Source organism: Peteryoungia desertarenae (assembly GCF_005860795.2).
Taxonomy (GTDB): domain Bacteria; phylum Pseudomonadota; class Alphaproteobacteria; order Rhizobiales; family Rhizobiaceae; genus Allorhizobium; species Allorhizobium desertarenae.
Window position 1 is genome coordinate 50,475 of record NZ_CP058351.1, and the last position, 16,116, is coordinate 66,590.

12 protein-coding genes and 1 pseudogene are annotated in these 16,116 nt (G+C 59.1%); 7 read left to right on the forward strand and 6 right to left on the reverse strand.

Annotation, left to right across the window (positions count from 1 at the left end):
- Positions 1-32: 32 nt before the first annotated feature.
- The 4 genes from FE840_RS17640 to FE840_RS17655 all read left to right on the forward strand — a co-directional run bounded on the left by FE840_RS17640 (position 33) and on the right by FE840_RS17655 (position 3,910).
- Positions 33-1,010 carry a TRAP transporter substrate-binding protein gene (locus FE840_RS17640; protein ID WP_138287523.1) on the forward strand — a complete coding sequence of 326 codons (978 nt, stop codon included), beginning with the start codon at positions 33-35 and terminating at the stop codon, positions 1,008-1,010.
- A gap of 84 nt (positions 1,011-1,094) precedes the next feature.
- Positions 1,095-1,586 carry a TRAP transporter small permease gene (locus FE840_RS17645; RefSeq protein WP_138287522.1) on the forward strand — a complete coding sequence of 164 codons (492 nt, stop codon included), beginning with the start codon at positions 1,095-1,097 and terminating at the stop codon, positions 1,584-1,586.
- Positions 1,583-2,860, forward strand: a complete 1,278-nt coding sequence (locus FE840_RS17650) for a TRAP transporter large permease (RefSeq protein ID WP_138287521.1) — start codon at positions 1,583-1,585, stop codon at positions 2,858-2,860. The genes FE840_RS17645 and FE840_RS17650 overlap by 4 nt, the downstream gene beginning before the upstream one ends.
- A 9-nt stretch (positions 2,861-2,869) precedes the next feature.
- Entirely contained in the window at positions 2,870-3,910 is a 1,041-nt protein-coding gene (locus FE840_RS17655; RefSeq protein ID WP_138287520.1) for an L-idonate 5-dehydrogenase, read from the forward strand.
- Between the two features lie 122 nt (positions 3,911-4,032).
- Here the strand turns inward: FE840_RS17655 and FE840_RS17660 are convergent, their stop codons facing one another.
- From FE840_RS17660 to FE840_RS17670, 3 genes are all read right to left on the reverse strand, one after another.
- Positions 4,033-5,187: an osmoprotectant NAGGN system M42 family peptidase gene (locus tag FE840_RS17660; protein WP_138287519.1), complete on the reverse strand. Its 1,155-nt coding sequence runs from the start codon at positions 5,185-5,187 to the stop codon at positions 4,033-4,035.
- Positions 5,188-5,380: 193 nt separating this feature from the next.
- Positions 5,381-7,543, reverse strand: coding sequence for a TRAP transporter permease (locus tag FE840_RS17665; protein WP_138287518.1), 2,163 nt, complete (start codon positions 7,541-7,543; stop codon positions 5,381-5,383).
- Positions 7,544-7,624: 81 nt separating this feature from the next.
- Positions 7,625-8,593: a TAXI family TRAP transporter solute-binding subunit gene (locus FE840_RS17670; protein WP_138287517.1), complete on the reverse strand. Its 969-nt coding sequence runs from the start codon at positions 8,591-8,593 to the stop codon at positions 7,625-7,627.
- A gap of 195 nt (positions 8,594-8,788) precedes the next feature.
- Between FE840_RS17670 and FE840_RS21210 the strand changes: the two are divergent.
- The 3 genes and pseudogenes from FE840_RS21210 to FE840_RS17680 form a co-directional block, all read left to right on the forward strand.
- Positions 8,789-8,875, forward strand: a pseudogene (locus tag FE840_RS21210) (IS6 family transposase); the annotation flags it as partial.
- A 264-nt stretch (positions 8,876-9,139) separates the two neighbouring features.
- A complete protein-coding gene (locus tag FE840_RS17675; protein ID WP_138287516.1) occupies positions 9,140-10,393 on the forward strand; it encodes an ATP-binding protein in 1,254 nt (417 codons plus the stop codon).
- Positions 10,394-10,444: 51 nt separating this feature from the next.
- Positions 10,445-11,146, forward strand: a complete 702-nt coding sequence (locus FE840_RS17680; protein WP_138287515.1) for an IS6 family transposase — start codon at positions 10,445-10,447, stop codon at positions 11,144-11,146.
- A gap of 139 nt (positions 11,147-11,285) precedes the next feature.
- Here FE840_RS17680 and FE840_RS17685 read toward each other — a convergent pair whose 3' ends face one another.
- From FE840_RS17685 to FE840_RS17695, 3 genes are all read right to left on the reverse strand, one after another.
- The gene (locus FE840_RS17685) at positions 11,286-12,635 is read right to left on the reverse strand and encodes a sigma-54-dependent transcriptional regulator (RefSeq protein ID WP_138287514.1); all 1,350 of its coding nucleotides are present in this window, start codon (positions 12,633-12,635) and stop codon (positions 11,286-11,288) included.
- Positions 12,632-14,425, reverse strand: coding sequence for a sensor histidine kinase (locus FE840_RS17690; protein ID WP_138287513.1), 1,794 nt, complete (start codon positions 14,423-14,425; stop codon positions 12,632-12,634). Before FE840_RS17690 ends, FE840_RS17685 begins: the two co-directional genes overlap by 4 nt.
- Before the next feature lie 198 nt (positions 14,426-14,623).
- A complete protein-coding gene (locus FE840_RS17695) occupies positions 14,624-16,048 on the reverse strand; it encodes a gamma-aminobutyraldehyde dehydrogenase (RefSeq protein ID WP_138287512.1) in 1,425 nt (474 codons plus the stop codon).
- Positions 16,049-16,116: the final 68 nt, after the last annotated feature.

Genomic DNA, 16,116 nt, shown 5'->3' on the forward strand with positions numbered 1-16,116 from the left:
CACGACTACAGCACTCAAGGGAGGAAATTGACATGCTGCTTTCATCAACCGTGAAAAAGACCCTGCTTGCGGGATTTGCAAGCATCCTGATGGCGGGGGCAGCCTTCGCCGCCGACATGACGCTCAAGCTCGGCCACCTCGCCAATGAGGAAAACACCTGGCACAAGGCCTCGGTCAAGTTTGCAGAAGAACTGAATACGCTGACCAATGGACGCATTGCCGTCGAGGTCTTCCCGAATGAATCGCTTGGGAAGGAGCTCGACCTGATCAACGGCATGCAGCTTGGCACGGCCGACATGACCATTACCGGAGAAAGCCTGCAGAACTGGGCCCCGATGGCCGCCCTTCTTGCCATTCCCTATGCCTACAAGTCGCTGGAACATATGGATGAAGTGGCGGGTGGCGAGCTTGGCGATGAGATTAAGCAGCAGATCATCGAGAAGGCCCAGATCCGTCCGATCGCCTATTTTGCCCGTGGGCCGCGCAACCTGACCTCAAACCGGGAGATCAAGAGCCCCGACGATCTCGCTGGCCTGAAGCTTCGCGTTCCAAACGTGCCGCTCTTTGTCGAGACCTGGAAAGCGCTTGGCGCAAGCCCGACCCCCATGGCCTTTTCGGAAGTGTTCACCTCTTTGCAGAATGGCACGATCGACGCCCAGGAAAATCCGCTGGCGCTGATCAAGTCGGCGAATTTCAACGAAGTCCAGAAATTCGTGAACAAGACCGAGCATGTGCGGTCCTGGATCTATCTGACGATCTCCGAGATGACTTGGAACAAGCTGTCGGAAGACGACAGGAAGGCAGTCATGGAAGCAGCCAGCCGCGCCCAGGCCTATGAGCGCGAACTGTTTCTCGCAGACGAAGGCAAGCTGGTGGAAGAACTGACCTCAAAGGGCATGACCTTCGTCGAAGTCGACGGTGCAGCTTTTGCGGCAAAGGCCAAGGATGCCGTACTCGCCAATGTGAAGGATGAAATCCGCCCGCAGGTTGAAGCACTCTTTGCTGATTGACTGCAGCGCTCAATTCGCCGGCCACGATCCGTGGCCGGCATCTCTGCCCAGACTTAACGCCCGACATCGGAGCAAGGCGCCGCCATGTCCATCCTTACAAGCGTCAGTCGAGCTCTGATCGGGCTCGCCTTTGCTTCCCTTACCGTTGCCGTTCTCATTCAGGTCATCGGACGCTCGACGGGCTTCTTTGCGCCCGTCTGGACCGAAGAGCTGTCCCGCTTCAGCCTGTTGTTCATTGCCGCCTTTGGTGCCGGGCTCGCTTATCGATCCGGCGATCTGGTGAATGTGGACCTGATCTGCGAGAACCTGCCCGGACGCTGGCCGACGCGGCTGAGGCTTTTCGGCGCGATGGCAACTTTTGTCCTGTGCCTCATGCTCATTCTGCCGGCCTGGCGTTTCACCTCCATCGGTGTCATGCAGACCTCACCCGCCCTGTCCTGGCGCATGGATTTCATCCATGCCAGCGTTCTGGTGCTAATCCTTTCCCTTTGCCTCTTTTCCGGATTGCGTCTTGCCATGATGCTTCTTGGTCATTCGGACGGGCGCCCCAAGGTATTCTCGGAGGAGAATTCGTGAGCCTGTCCCTCTTGGTTCTTGTCTTTCTGGGGGGTCTCGCCGCCGGGCTGCCGGTTGCCGTGACACTCGGTCTTGCTTCGGTGACCTATCTCCTGAGCGCCGGCATTCCGCTCGTGGTGATCCCGCAGAAAATGTATGCGGGCATGGATGTCTTCGTGCTCCTCTGCATTCCTGGCTTTATCCTCGCCGGCAATCTGATGAACAGTGGCGGCATTACCGAACGGATCATCCGCTTTGCCAATGCGCTGGTCGGCTGGATGCGCGGCGGGCTCGGCCTCTCGAATGTTGCGGGCTCCATGCTGTTTGGCGGGATTTCCGGGACGGCTGTTGCGGACGCAGCCTCGATTGGCGGCGTGATGATCCCGGGCATGAAGAAGGCGGGTTACCCGGCCGATTTTTCAGCGGCCATCACCGCCGCTTCCTCAACGGTCGGCCCGATCATTCCTCCCAGCGTTCCGATGATCATCGTCGGCGCTCTCTCCGGCATCTCGGTCGGCAAGATGTTCATGGCCGGAGCCATCCCTGGCATCCTCATGGGTCTGGCGATGATGGTGACCTGCTACATCATCTCGGTAAGACGAAACTTCCCGCGCCAGCCCTGGCAGGGATTTCAGGAATTGTTCCGTTCCTTCACCGGCGCCTTCTGGGCGCTTGCCATGACGGGTCTGATCGTCGGGGGGCTGCTCAGCGGTCTTGCGACCCCGACAGAGACCGCCATCATTGCCAGTGTCTACGCCTTTGTGGTCGGAGCCTTCATCTACCGCGAATTGCCGCTGAAGGCCGTGCCGCGTATCGTTATCGACAGCGCCATTTCCTCAGCTGCAATTCTGGCCCTGGTCGGCTTTGCCAATGTGTTCGGCTGGATCCTGGTGGCGGAGCGCATTCCGCAAATGCTCGTCGATGCCGTGCTTTCGGTCACCGACAACAAGATCCTGGTGATCCTGCTGATCAATCTGCTGCTTCTGTTTGTCGGCATGTTCATGGAGACGATCGCCGCCCTCATCATCCTGTTCGTGCCGCTTCTGGCGCTGGCTCAGGGTGTGGGCATCGACCCGCTGCATTTCGCCATCATCGCCGTTCTCAATCTGATGATCGGTCTCACCACGCCGCCGGTCGGCGTCTGCCTCTTCATTTGCGCCAATATCGCCAAACTGCCGCTGACACCGGTCATCCGGGCACTCGTGCCGTTCCTGTTGACCAATGTGATGGTGCTGTTTCTGGTCTCCTACATTCCGGGGCTTGCCACCTGGCTCCCCTCCATCCTTTTCGACTAGGACGATTCCATGAAAACGCGCGTTTGCAGGCTTTACGGGCAACACGACATCCGCATCGAAAACCAGGCGGTGACCGGACCCGGTGCCGGCGAAGTGCTGGTGCGGATCGGTGCCGGCGGGATCTGCGGCTCGGATCTTCACTATTTTCAGGACGGCGGCTTTGGCCCCATCCGTGTCCGCGAGCCGATCATTCTCGGCCATGAGATCGCCGGCACGGTCGAAGCACTCGGCGACGGTGTGCGTCATCTGAAGGTCGGCGACAAGGTGGCGGTCAACCCGGCGCGGCCCTGTGGCGAATGCAGCTATTGCCGGGAAAAAAAGCCAATCCATTGCCTCTCCATGCGCTTTTATGGTTCGGCGCTGCGCTTTCCCCATGAACAGGGCGGCTTTCGCGACCTGCTGGTAACAAGCGAGCATCAGTGCATTCCGGTCGACGACCATGTCAGCCTTGCCGAGGCCGCCTGTGCCGAACCGCTCGCCGTCTGCCTTCATGCGGCGAGCCGGGCACCGGCATTGGCTGGAAAATCCGTTCTCGTAACAGGTGCTGGCCCAATTGGTGCGCTCTCAGTGGCGATTGCCGCCCGCGACGGCGCAAGAGAGATCGTCGTGACCGACCTTCAGGATGCCACACTCAAGATTGCCTTGAAGATGGGAGCAACGCGGACGATCAATGTCGCCAGACACCCCGAAGAGCTTGACAGCTATCTGCAGCAGAAAGGGCACTTCGACGTGGTGTTCGAATGCTCCGCTGCAGGTCCGGCGATCCGGTCCGCCATTGCCGCAACCCGCCCCATGGGGACGATCGTCCAGGTCGGCGTGTCGGGCGACCAGCCGGTCCCGATCAATCTCCTCGTCGGCAAGGAGATCTCTTTCATCGGTACGCACAGGTTCGACCGCGAATATGCTGAGGCGGTTTCCGCCATCAATCGATCCGAAATCGATGTCCGGCCCATGATCACGGCATCCTATCCACTTGAAAGAGCGGAAGAAGCCTTTGCAGAAGCCGGGGACAGAAGTCGGGCCGTCAAGGTGCAACTGACCTTTGCCTGAACTTGCGGATATGCAGGAGAAGGCAACCCCTGAATTCCCGGGCGCCGCCGAATTCCTGAAACTTGTTGCGTCAACGGGGACAAGCCGTTGGAAAACCTGAACAGCTGTCCGGTAAGCAGGACTTACTTGCCGTCTTCTCGCGTCAGGCTTTGTTCCGCAGTCACCGCACGCTGATGGGTGAAACCCTTGATGCCAGGGGCCGTCTCTTCCGCATCACGTTCGATCTGCACTTCGCTTGCAACATAATGGATAGCCAGTTTCGCCAGTGAGACGAGCGCATTCAGGTGAATGCGCTCATAGCCATGGGAAGCGTCGATACCGAAGGCGATGAGGCCCGTCCGGACATCATGTCCGGCTTCGACGGCAGATGCGGCATCCGAACGATAGTAGCGAAAGACATCCTTCTGGACCGGGATGCCGTGCTCGCTGCAGAGTTCAAACAGTTTCTTGCTCAAGTGATAGTCGAACGGTCCGGTCTGATCAGCCATCGCAAGCGTCACGCCAAATTCGGAAGAATTCTGGCCAGGTGCCGTCGTGCCGTTATCGATCGCCACAAGGGAGGCAATTTCGGGAACAAGCGCAGCCGATGCGCCGACCCCGACTTCCTCGCCTATGGTAAAGAGCCAGTAGGTATCCACAGGCGTCTCGACATCGAGCCTGTGCATGGCTTCAAGGGCTGCCAGCATCACGGCAACTCCCGCCTTGTCGTCCAGGTGACGGGACACGATATAGCCATTGTCCAGAAATTCCGGCTGGGGATCGACCGCAATGATATCGCCGACATCGATGCCAAGCTGGACCAGATCCTTCTTGTCACGCGCCAGTGCATCCACGCGAAGCTCCACATGGGGCCACCCGGTCGGTTGGGTATCAACCTCATCATTATAGACGTGACCCGAGGCTTTCAGCGGCAGGATCGTGCCGCGATAAATCCCCTTGCCGGAGAAGATCGACACACGTGCACCTTCGGCAAAGCGTGCCGACCAGTGACCGATCGGCACGATTTCAAGGCGACCATTGTCTTTCAGGAGCTTGACCTGGGCGCCAAGCGTGTCGAGATGCGAGACAATACCTCGTGCGGGGCGACGTGACCTGCCAGGACGACGCGCCCGGATGGCACCACGACGTGTCACGATCACTTCGAGTTCAAGCCGCTCCAGTTCCCGCACGATGAACCGCACGATTTCGTCGGTATATCCGGTTGGACTGGGTATGGAAAAAAGCGCCTTGAGCTGCGCGACGAGGTAGTCCGGGTCGATGGAAATCCTGGTATGCATCGTGGTTTTGTCGCAACCAATGCCCGAACCGTCAACCCCGAAGCCCATTTCGTTTGCGCGGCCCAAACAAGACTGAGCCGCGGATTGACCGAACCGAGCCGGTCAAGGATCCCCGAATGTAATGTTTATACTCTCTGAAAATCGCCAGGCCGCCCTTTCAGGCGGCCTGGTCGCTTTCGATATGGTCTGGCCCTCAGTCCAGACCCTTTGCAACTGCGCCCGGCTTCACCAGCCGCTTCTGGATTGCCCAGACGAGGACAGCCGTTCCGACCCCGATGGCATCTGTCAGATAACCAGAATCGATCATGGCGATGGCAGCAAGGACCAGGAGGCCCCGCAGAACCAGGTTCAAGTTTCCAAAGAACCAGCCCTGCACGGCTGATGACAGGAGATAGACCCCAAGAAGCGCGCCCAGGACAACATGGATGATATCGAGTGCGTTGCCCTGCATCAGGAGTTCTGGTGATGAGAAGAACATGAAGGGCACGATGAAGGCTGCCATGCCCATCTTGAAGCTCTCGACACTGGTCTTCATCGGGTCCGACTGGGCGATCGCCGCCCCCGCATAGGCTGCCAGGGCAACCGGCGGCGTGATGGCTGACATCACTGCAAAATAGAAGATGAAGAAATGCGCCGTCAGCGGCTCAATCCCCATGGAAATCAAACCGGGCGCAATCACACTGGCAGCAACCGCATAGGCAGCCGTTGTCGGCATCCCCATGCCAAGGATGATTGAAACCACCATGGCAAAGAAGAGGGCAACGATCTGAACGTTTTCCGCCAATCCGAGCAGAAGAGACGAAAAGCGCGTTCCAAGACCCGTCAGGGCGATGACGCCAACAATGATACCGGCCGCTGCACAGACTGCGACGAGCTGCAAGGTCATCTTGGTCGAGATCTCAAGGGCGAAGAGAACTTCCTTGACGCCCATCTTGTAAGGCGTCAGCCACGAGACGACGGCCGCCGCACCCATTGCGAGGGTACCGGCGCGAATGACCGAATAGCCCATGAAAAGTGCACCGATCAGAATGAAGATCGGAATGAACAGGAAGACCTGGCGCGCCAATCGGCTGAACTTCGGCAGCTCCTCCCGCGGCAGGCCTTTCATATCGTATTTCTGTGCGGCGAGATCGACGTTGAAATAGACAGAGGCGAAGTAAAGAAGCGCCGGAATGATGGCCGCGATCACAATCTCCGAATAGGCGATCCCCGTGATTTCGGACATGATGAAGGCGCCTGCTCCCATAATTGGCGGCAGGATCTGGCCACCTGATGACGCTGCAGCTTCAACGGCCGCTGCAGTCTGCGGCTTGTAGCCCACCCGCTTCATGAGCGGGATGGTCAGAGACCCGGTCGCGACGACATTCCCTGCTGACGTTCCGTTGATCATGCCCATCAACCCGGAGCCGAAAACAGCCACCTTTGCTGGTCCTCCGCGCCGGTCCCCTGCCGCGGCGAAGGCAAAGTTGACGAAGTATTCGCCTACGCGACTGGCCTGCAGGAAGGCGGCAAAGGCAACAAAGAGGATGATGTAGGTCGATGAAATTGCGGTCGTCGGACCAAGAATGCCCTGATCGGTGAAGATATAGGTGAAGAAGCGGGTGAGGCTGTATCCGCGATGGTACAGAATACCTGGAAGCCAGGGGCCTACAAAGCTGTAGATGACGAAGATCGAGGCAATGATGACCAGCGCCATGCCGGCCATACGCCTCGTGAGCTCAAGGATCAGGACAACACCGATCAGCGCTGCCCACATATCAGCTTCCTTGGCGAGCGCGGTGCCGGCGCGCAAACGCAGGAATGGCGCATGGTAAATGATGTAGAGGGTAGCGGCGATGGCCGCCAGAGCAAGCGCGATATCGGCAAGGTCCAGATGGGCACGCCGGGCATCGGGCATGAACCAGCCGATCAGCATGACCCAGACCGTGCCCAGCATCAGTGGAACGCCGAATGTCCAGCGCCATGCTGTTAGGGTGGCGGCTTGATCGACACCGGTTCCCAGGCCAAGCCAGGGCAGGAGAACCTGAACCAAGGCAATGATGATCAAACCAAGGCCTGGAAGGATCAGAAGGTCGCGACCGCGTCTATTCTGTCCTTCCACTTCATTGAAGGTCAGGGAGGAAAAAAGCAGGAACCCGATCGCCAGACCACCACCCACATGGATCAGGCGATAGGTCCAAGTTTCGAGTGGATAGAGGTTCATGACGCCGATGTGGAAGGCGGTGTAAAGAATGCAAAGCGCAGCCACCACCAACCCAACCTTACCGACGGGCTTCCGCTGATTGGCAGAAAAAATTTCATTGTCGACACCGGCCGCGATCGCTTGATCGGGCTCGGTTTGTGATGGAACTGTCATTCGTCCCTCCCCGGAGTCAGCGTTGCAAAAATGGGCGCCCCGCAAACCGGAGCGCCCAAAATTCATGCTAAATGGGCATGATTACTTGAGGTTGTCGGGAATGGTAATGCCCTTTTCCTCATAATACTTCACGGCACCGGGATGGAAAGTCATGAAGGTGTTCTTGTCCCAGTTGGAGGCCAGGGTCTCGGCGGCAGTCGCGTGGATCTGCAGCATGCGTTCATTGTTTTCGAGAGCAAGCTTGGTGATCTCGTAAGCGAGGCTGTCGGGCATGTCCTTGTGCGCGATGGCGAAATTCCACAGGGCAACCGTGTTCTGGTCATAATCATGACCGGCATAGGTGCCCGACGGAATGACGAAAGGAGCCATGGCGGGGAAGGCTTCCAGAACCTTGGCCTGTTCCTCCGGCGTGAAGCCGAACATGACAACGTCCTGCTGCGCTGCCAGTTCTGCGAATGCCGAAATCGGCACACCAGCTGCGAAGGCGAAAGCATCAATGAGGCCATCGGAAAGCTGGCCTGCGGCATCAGCGGCACCGGAATTCGAGATGGTGGCTTCAACGCCGAGAGCGGAAATGAATTGCGGCCAGTAGGTACCGGGTGTGCCACCGGCAGGACCGACCGAAACGCGCTTGCCAGCAAGGTCGGATACGGAGGTGATGCCCGATGACTTCAGCGCAACAACCTGGAAAGGTGTCTGATACATCGGGAACAGTGCGCGGATGTCCTTGTGCTCCAGACCAGGCGCAAGTTCGGACTTGCCGTTCCAGGCGTCAAAGGCCGGACCCATGGTCACAAGGCCCATGAGGTGGTCACCGGTCTGCACCAAAGTCACGTTCTGGACCGGGCCACCGGTCACTTCGCCGGTCGCGTTCACGCCGAGTGCTTCGGAAATGTAACCGGCAAGGCCATTGCCGTAAACAAAGTAGGTTCCGCCCTGAGAGGCAGTACCGATGGTGATTTCACTTGGCCAGCCGGTCTTGTCCTGCGCGACGGCACCGGTTGCGACGACTGCCGCGAAAGCGGCGGCTGTGAGGGTCTTGATGAACATGTTTCCTCCGGGATTACGGCGAGAACCTCCTGTTCCCGCATGCCGCGGAATAAAATTGGCTTTGATCGTCACTCTCAATCGGTGTTTGACGTTTCAAGACCAACGACAGGCGGCCAATCGACCAAGATGTGTGGATATCGTAACATTGCGCCGGAGTCATGGGGGGAAAAGGTGCTCTGCTGTTGTCCTGGCATCATCCCCCGCCACGACATTCCCGCCAGCCACCATCGCGAACCGCGCGCCGCCGCCATGAGTATGTGGGCGGAAATCGCTCGGATGTAATCGGCAAGCCAAGCAGAAAGGCACCCCGTCGCCTAACGGACGGTAAGGTTACAGTGCCGCGATGATGCAGAAGAGGCTCTGGAGGCCGACGCCACGCCCCGGGGGGAAAGAAGAGCCGTCGAAGCCTGGCGATGCCGACATTCGTATCGATCTGACGAGGATCGGCGGCCAGAAGTGATGTCATTCAAGATCGGACGTTTGTTGGATTAGGAACGGACGGAATCTTACTTTAAATTGGACGCTAATTGAGTTAAGAATGGCCGTATGACTGATCACTACAATTTGAAGCCCCTAGTCGATCGTAAAGCGTTACCTCTCGTGGAGGCAGCTCTAGCCGACACCCGTGTTGTTTTGATATCTGGGCCGCGGCAGGCGGGCAAGACGACGCTCGCGCGCATGTTCTCAAACAGGGATCGGCCATACATCACATTGGATGATGCAGGTACGCTGAACGCCGCGAAGACCGACCCGACCGGGTTTATCCGCGGGATCAGGCGCGGGGTTATCGACGAGGTCCAACGAGCCCCCGATCTGATGCTTGCGATCAAGGCAAGCGTGGATGACGATCAGGAGCCGGGACGCTTTCTGCTAACGGGCTCAGCTAATCTCGCGACCATTCCGGCTATTGCCGACTCGCTCGCTGGACGGATGGCCGTCATTCCGCTTCTTCCCTTTGCACAGGCTGAAATCCGATCGAGTCCGGGCCTCATGCTCGACCGGCTGTTCGCGGGGGAAGAACCATTAGTTGATGGCGAGGTTGTTCTCGGCAAGGAATTGATGAGCTTGGTATTGGCCGGCGGCTATCCTGAAGCCTTGAGGCGAACCACCTCTGCCCGGCGTGTCTCGTGGCTCGAAGACTATGTCGGTCTGATTCTGGATCGCGACGTGCGCGACATTGCCAACATCGATCAGCTCGATCGTTTGCCGCGCCTCCTGAACATCCTTGCGGAACATGCCGGCCAATTGATCAACAATAGCAGCTTTGGTTCGGCGCTGGGTTTGTCCGGGGTTACCGCGCAAAAATACATAGCGATCCTGGAGCGGCTGTTCCTGATCAAAACCCTGGTCCCGTGGTCGAACAATCGGCTCAGCCGGCTTGTCAAAACACCAAAACTCCATTTCATCGACACAGGACTTATGGCGGCTTTGCGCGAGGACGAAATGGCCAGGCTGTCGGATGACAAAACGCGTTTTGGCGCACTACTGGAGAGTTTCGTTGTCTCCGAACTGATGAAACTTGCATCCTGGTCCGAGCGACGCGTCTCGTTTTCGCACTATAGAACCAAGGATCTGGATGAGGTCGATGTCGTGATTGAGGACCGGCGTGGGCGGATCATCGGTATCGAGGTGAAAGCGTCTGCGACCGTCAGATCGGATGATTTTCGCGGGTTACGCCAGTTGCAGGCAGCGGTCGGCGAACGTTTTGTACGTGGTCTCGTCCTGCATGATCATGACCGCATCACGCCGTTTGCCGAACGTCTCCAGGCAGCACCCCTCTCAATCTTGTGGTCGATGTGAAGGGCATCGTCAACGTAACGAAGCGTGGACTTCAATATGGGATACTCGGCCATGACTGACCGAGATCCACTTTACCGTCGCCATCGTTTTCCCGCCGAGATCATCGCCCATGCTGTGTGGCTGTGTTTCCGGTTTCCGCTCAGCCTGCGGATGGTCGAGGACATGCCGGCGGCGCGCGCAATCATCGTTTCCTATCAAACGATCCGGGTGTGGGCAGAAAAATTCGGCCGCATCTTTGCCAACCAGATCCCTCAACGTTCGCGCGGCCAGCTCGGCGATAAGTGGCATCTTGACGAGGTCGTCATGTCGATCCGAGGCGAGAAGCATTGGCTGTGGCGCGCTGTCGATCAGGACGGATTTGTGCTGGAGGTGCTGGTACAAAGCCGCCGCAACGCCAAGGCAGCCAGACGCCTGATGCGCAAGCTCGTGAAGGGCCAGGGCCGAGCGCCACGCGTGATGGTTACCGACAAGCTCCGATCCCATGACACCGCGAAACGAGAGATCATTCCCGGCGTCGAGCATCGATCCCACAAGGGCCTCAACAACCGGGCGGAGAACTCCCATCAGCCAACACGACGACGAGAGCGGATCATGAAGCGCTTTAAGTCACGGCGACATCTTCAGCGCTTCGTCTCCATTCACGATCCGGTTGCCAATCTCTTCCACATCCCCCGCCACGACATTTCCGCCAGCCATCATCGCGAACTGCGCGCCGCTGCCATGACTATGTGGGCGGAAATCGCTCGGATGTAATCTGCAAGCCGAGCAGAAAGGCACCCCATCGCATAACGGACGTTAAGGTTACAGTGCCGTGCACGTCCGCCATCAGGAAGGGAAAGACCGCAGATCAGCTGCCAAAAGGCGAAGGCTTTCGGCGTAGCCTTGCCGGCTTTCATTCCCCTTCACGAAGGGTGCTGGCACCGAACTGGGCCTTGTCGAGCCCGTATTTTTGCATCTTCTCCCAAAGCGTCTTGCGCGAAAGACCCAGGGACTCGTAGACAGGTTTCAAATTGCCGCGATGGACAGCAAGAGCCGCCTCGATTTCCCGTCGTTCGAATTCGGCAACCCGTTCGGCCAGGCGACCGGGACCAGCGTCGGATACCAGTCCCTCACCAAGTCCAAGAGCAAAGCGGTCGGCCGCATTGCGCAATTCTCGGACATTTCCCGGCCAGTCTCTCGCCGTCAGCTGAGCAATGACCGATGGCGGGACTTCGGGCGGTTCGACCCTGTGCCGACTGGCGGCTTCGGCAAGAAGGCGGAGAAAGAGAAGCGGAATGTCTTCTCGCCGAGCTGAGAGCGATGGAAGGTGAAGCGTGACCACGTTCAAGCGGTAGAGAAGGTCCGGGCGAAACCGTCCTGCCTGAACCTCTGCTTCCAGCGGCACGCGCGCCGTTGCCATGAAGCGCACGTCGAGGGGGATTGCCTCGTTGGACCCGAGCCGCGTAACCGTACGCTGCTCGATGACACGCACGAGTTTGCCCTGCAGATCCAGTGGAATGGAGGCAATATCGTCCAGAAGAATAGTGCCGCCGCGCGCGTGCTCGAACTTGCCATAGCGAGGTCTCAGCGCTCCCGCAAAGGCACCAGCCTCATGGCCAAACAGTTCGCTTTCGATGAGAGCGGCAGGCAAGGCCGCGCAATCAATCGTGACGAGGGGGCGCTGGGCACGGGACGAGAGATCATGCAGGGCACGGGCGACAACCTCCTTGCCGGCACCTGTCTCACCTTCGATCAGGACGTCAGCCTCGCTTGGGCCAATGGTCCTTATCCTTCGACGCAGATCGATCATCGCATTCGAACGCCCGATCAGGCGTTGTTCCAGATCATCCACCTGACCTGCTGCTGCCTTGAGAACACGGTTTTCCAGAACCAGGCGGCGGAAATCGGCTGCTCGAGCAACGATTTCCGACAGCTGACTTGCGGCAAATGGCTTTTCGACAAAGTCGTGAGCGCCTTCGCGCATCGCGCGAACGGCGAGCTGGACGTCGCCGTGGCCTGTAATCAGGATCACCGGCACATCGCGGTCAATCTCATGGACCCGATTCATCAGGGTAAGCCCGTCCATCCCAGGCATCCGGATATCGGTCACCACTATGCCGGGAAAGCCAAAACTGACCATTTCCAGCACGCGCTCGGCTGCCGCAAATTCCTGCACCTGGAATCCGGCAAGATCAAGCGCCTGGGCGGTGGCGGCCCGAACGTCGGGTTCGTCATCAACGAGAAGAACGCGCAAAGGACTCATTGGGCAGCACTTGCCATTTCCGGAACGCCTTGAACAGGGTTTTCATCCGACACCTTGAGAAGCCTGATGACGAAGCGGGCGCCTCCAAATCGCGATGTCCCGACCTCGATATCACCACCAAAGTCCTTGACGATGTTGTAGGAAATGGAAAGCCCGAGGCCGAGGCCCTTGCCCACGCCCTTCGTTGAAAAGAATGGATCGAATATTCGCGGTTTGAGAGCGGCGTTTACCCCTGGCCCATTGTCTTCGACAGAGATCAGAACGTGCTCACCGTCGGTAACAGCCTCAAGACGGATCAGAGGCGAAACCTGGCCTTCGGCCGCGTCAGCCGCGTTGGAGAGGATGTTCACGAGAACCTGCTGCAGCCTCACCGGGCCTGCCACCACCCTTGGCAGCTGGGCAGGAAGCTCCACCGTGAGCCTTGCATTGGCCGTTTTGAGGCGCAATGAGGCAATTTCAATGGCGGCATCAATGACCTCTGGCAAAGCCGTGGCACTGAGCTTCTGGCCGGGCTTGCGGGCGAAGCTTCGCAAATGTCCACTGAGTGCCGTCAAACGGTCGATCAGGCTGATGATCCTGTCGATATTGGTTCTGGCATCACCATGTCGTCCGCGATCCATCAGGACCGCAGCATTGTCGGCATAGGTGCGCGCGGCTGCCAGTGGCTGATTGAACTCGTGACTGAGCGCCGCTGACATCTGCCCCAGTGCTGCGAGCTTGCCCGCCTGGATGAGGTCGGACTGGGCCTGGCGGAGCTCGAGTGTCCTTTCCTCGACACGCCGTTCCAGATCGACCTGTGCCGCAGCTTGCATCTGAAGCCGTTCGGCAAGACGCATGCGCCTCTGCCAGAGGATGGCTCCGACGAGAGCCATGAGTGCAACAGAAAGCAAGGCAACGGCTGCTGAAGCCATGGCTTCTCGATGCGCAGAGGCGGTGTCGATCAGAGCATGAACCTGCCAGCCGGCTCCAGCCATGGTCGCCTGAGACTGCACGAACTCCGAGGAGCCGATCCTCAACAAGGCATGCCGGTCGCCGTTCTTGTCTTCGGCGACGTCGAGAAGCTTGATCCCCGTATCAGCATAACGTCTTGTCGCGGCAATCCGCGCCTTGCCGGCGGCATCAAGCGGCCGCATGACGTGGAACAGCCATTCGCTGCGGCTCGACAGGAAGATGACTCCGTCAGGATCGGTCACCAGGACCGCATAGTCGCCGCTTCGCCAGGACTTCTCGACAGAATCGAGATCGATCTTGAAGACAAGGACGCCGACAATCTCATCGGCGACCCGCACGGGCGCACCAAAATAATAGCCCCGCTTCCCACTCGTGGTACCGAGCGCGTAATAGCGACCGATCCTGCCGTCCAATGCCTCGAAGAAATAGGGACGGAAGGCAAAATTGCCCCCAACGAACGAGGTCTCGAGCCGGTAATTGGACGCCGCAATGGTCAGGCCTTCGAGGTCCATCAGGTAGATATCCGAGGCATCCAGCATTTGCTGGATCCGCTCGAGATACTGGTTGGCCTCCATCACGAGATCGCTGTTTTCGGGATCACCTGCCAATTGGCGGATCAGTTCCTGTTCTGCAATCAGTGCAGGAAGCCGTTCGAAGCGATCGAGCTGGGCGCTGAGCGAAGAGCTGGCCAGCTGCAGAACATTGTCACCGCGGCGGGCGGTCTCGTCCATGACCCGATCAAGCGTGGCACGCCACGACGCCCAGGCTGCAAGCATGGAGAGGCATGCCGCCAGCGCGACCGCCACCCCTATCCAATGCCTTGTTCTTTCCGCTGCCATGCGTGTTTTCCCGGACCGCCGCCAATCTTAGCCATCGATGGGTAGTCCTGCAACGCAGCGCCCGGTCAAATCGGAGATGCTGAGTCAGCCAGGACGTCCGGCAGTGAAGCTATTCGGCAGACGTTCCAGAACCAACGAGCGGATTGATTATGTGAGGACGAGCACTTTGTCGCGTGCGATGCGACAAAGCGCATCTCCCTAATGCGCGATCATGACATGCCGCACGGCGGTATAGTCTTCCAGCGCGTAGAGGGACATGTCCTTGCCATAACCCGACTGTTTCATGCCGCCATGGGGCATTTCGTTGCAGAGCATGAAGTGGGTGTTGATCCAGGTGCAGCCATAGCGCAGCTTGGCGGCGGTCTGCATGGCGCGGGAGATGTCCTTGGTCCAGACGGAAGAGGCAAGGCCGTAGTCGCTGTCATTGGCCCAGGCGACGGCCTGTTCGGCTTCCGTAAAGCGGGTGACGGAAACCACGGGGCCGAAGACTTCGCGGCGGACGATCTCGTCGTCCTGCGTCGCGCCGGCAATGACCGTCGGGGTGTAGAAGAAGCCCTTCTCGGAACCGAGCTTGCCACCGGTCACGACTTCCATGTGCTTGTGTTCTGCAGCCCGGGTCACGAAGCTTTCGACGCGGTCGCGCTGGCGCTTGGAAATCAGCGGGCCGATCTCGTTTTCGGCGTCGTCGGCCTGGTTGAACTTGATGGTCGAGACGGCGCTTGCGAGATCGGCGACGAAACGGTCATAGATCTTGTCGCTCGCATAGATGCGGCAGGCAGCGGTGCAGTCCTGGCCGGCATTGTAGTAGCCGAAGGTGCGGATCGCCGAGACGACGGCATCGATATCGGCATCGTCATGGACGATGACCGGGGCCTTGCCGCCGAGTTCGAGATGCGTGCGCTTCACGGTCTTGGCCGCCGCCGTCAGCACCTTCTTGCCCGTTGCGATATCGCCTGTAATCGAGACCATCGCGATCTTCGGGTGGTTGATCAGCGCATTGCCGACGCTTTCACCACGACCGAGCACGACATTGACGACGCCTTCGGGCAGGATGTCGGCCATGACCTTGGCGAGCTTGAGCGCCGTCAGCGGCGTCTGTTCGGACGGCTTGAAGACCACGGTGTTGCCGCCGGCGAGTGCCGGTGCAAGCTTCCAGGCCATCATCATCAGCGGGTAGTTCCAGGGCGCGATCGAGCCGATGACGCCGACGGCGTCGCGGCGGATCATCGAGGTGAAGCCCGGCAGATATTCGCCCGAGACCGGCGCCTGCAGCGTGCGGATCGCACCGGCGAAGAAGCGGTAGCAGTCGACAATCGCCGGGATTTCATCGTTGAGCACGGCATTGATCGGCTTGCCGCAATTGAGGCTCTCAAGGGCTGCAAAACCGGCTGCGTCCTTTTCGATCGCGTCGGCGATCGCCAGCAGGTAGCCGGCGCGCTGGCCGGGCGTCGTCTGCGACCAGGAGACGAAGGCGCCTTCGGCGGCGTCCACGGCTTCCTCGACCTGGGCAAGCGAGGCCTCGGGGAGATCGACGATCACATCGCCGGTCTTGGGGTTCAGGATCTTCTCGTCCGTCTCTGTGCCGGCTTCGAATTTGGCGCCGATCAGCATCTGGGTGTCCATGTCGTTCTCCCTTTTTATCAGACTTCAATTGCGAGCCCGGGCGGGAAAGGTCGCGCCGGGTCGGTGGT

Excerpts from the sequence above, each read along its gene's own strand:
- FE840_RS17675 (WP_138287516.1), top strand. The coding sequence starts at position 9,140 with ATGACTGATCACTACAATTTGAAGCCCCTAGTCGATCGTAAAGCGTTA.
- FE840_RS17640 (WP_138287523.1), top strand. The coding sequence starts at position 33 with ATGCTGCTTTCATCAACCGTGAAAAAGACCCTGCTTGCGGGATTTGCA.
- FE840_RS17695 (WP_138287512.1), bottom strand. The coding sequence starts at position 16,048 with ATGGACACCCAGATGCTGATCGGCGCCAAATTCGAAGCCGGCACAGAG.
- FE840_RS17690 (WP_138287513.1), bottom strand. The coding sequence starts at position 14,425 with ATGGCAGCGGAAAGAACAAGGCATTGGATAGGGGTGGCGGTCGCGCTG.
- FE840_RS17660 (WP_138287519.1), bottom strand. The coding sequence starts at position 5,187 with ATGCATACCAGGATTTCCATCGACCCGGACTACCTCGTCGCGCAGCTC.
- FE840_RS17685 (WP_138287514.1), bottom strand. The coding sequence starts at position 12,635 with ATGAGTCCTTTGCGCGTTCTTCTCGTTGATGACGAACCCGACGTTCGG.
- FE840_RS17665 (WP_138287518.1), bottom strand. The coding sequence starts at position 7,543 with ATGACAGTTCCATCACAAACCGAGCCCGATCAAGCGATCGCGGCCGGT.
- FE840_RS17670 (WP_138287517.1), bottom strand. The coding sequence starts at position 8,593 with ATGTTCATCAAGACCCTCACAGCCGCCGCTTTCGCGGCAGTCGTCGCA.
- FE840_RS17655 (WP_138287520.1), top strand. The coding sequence starts at position 2,870 with ATGAAAACGCGCGTTTGCAGGCTTTACGGGCAACACGACATCCGCATC.
- FE840_RS17680 (WP_138287515.1), top strand. The coding sequence starts at position 10,445 with ATGACTGACCGAGATCCACTTTACCGTCGCCATCGTTTTCCCGCCGAG.
- FE840_RS17645 (WP_138287522.1), top strand. The coding sequence starts at position 1,095 with ATGTCCATCCTTACAAGCGTCAGTCGAGCTCTGATCGGGCTCGCCTTT.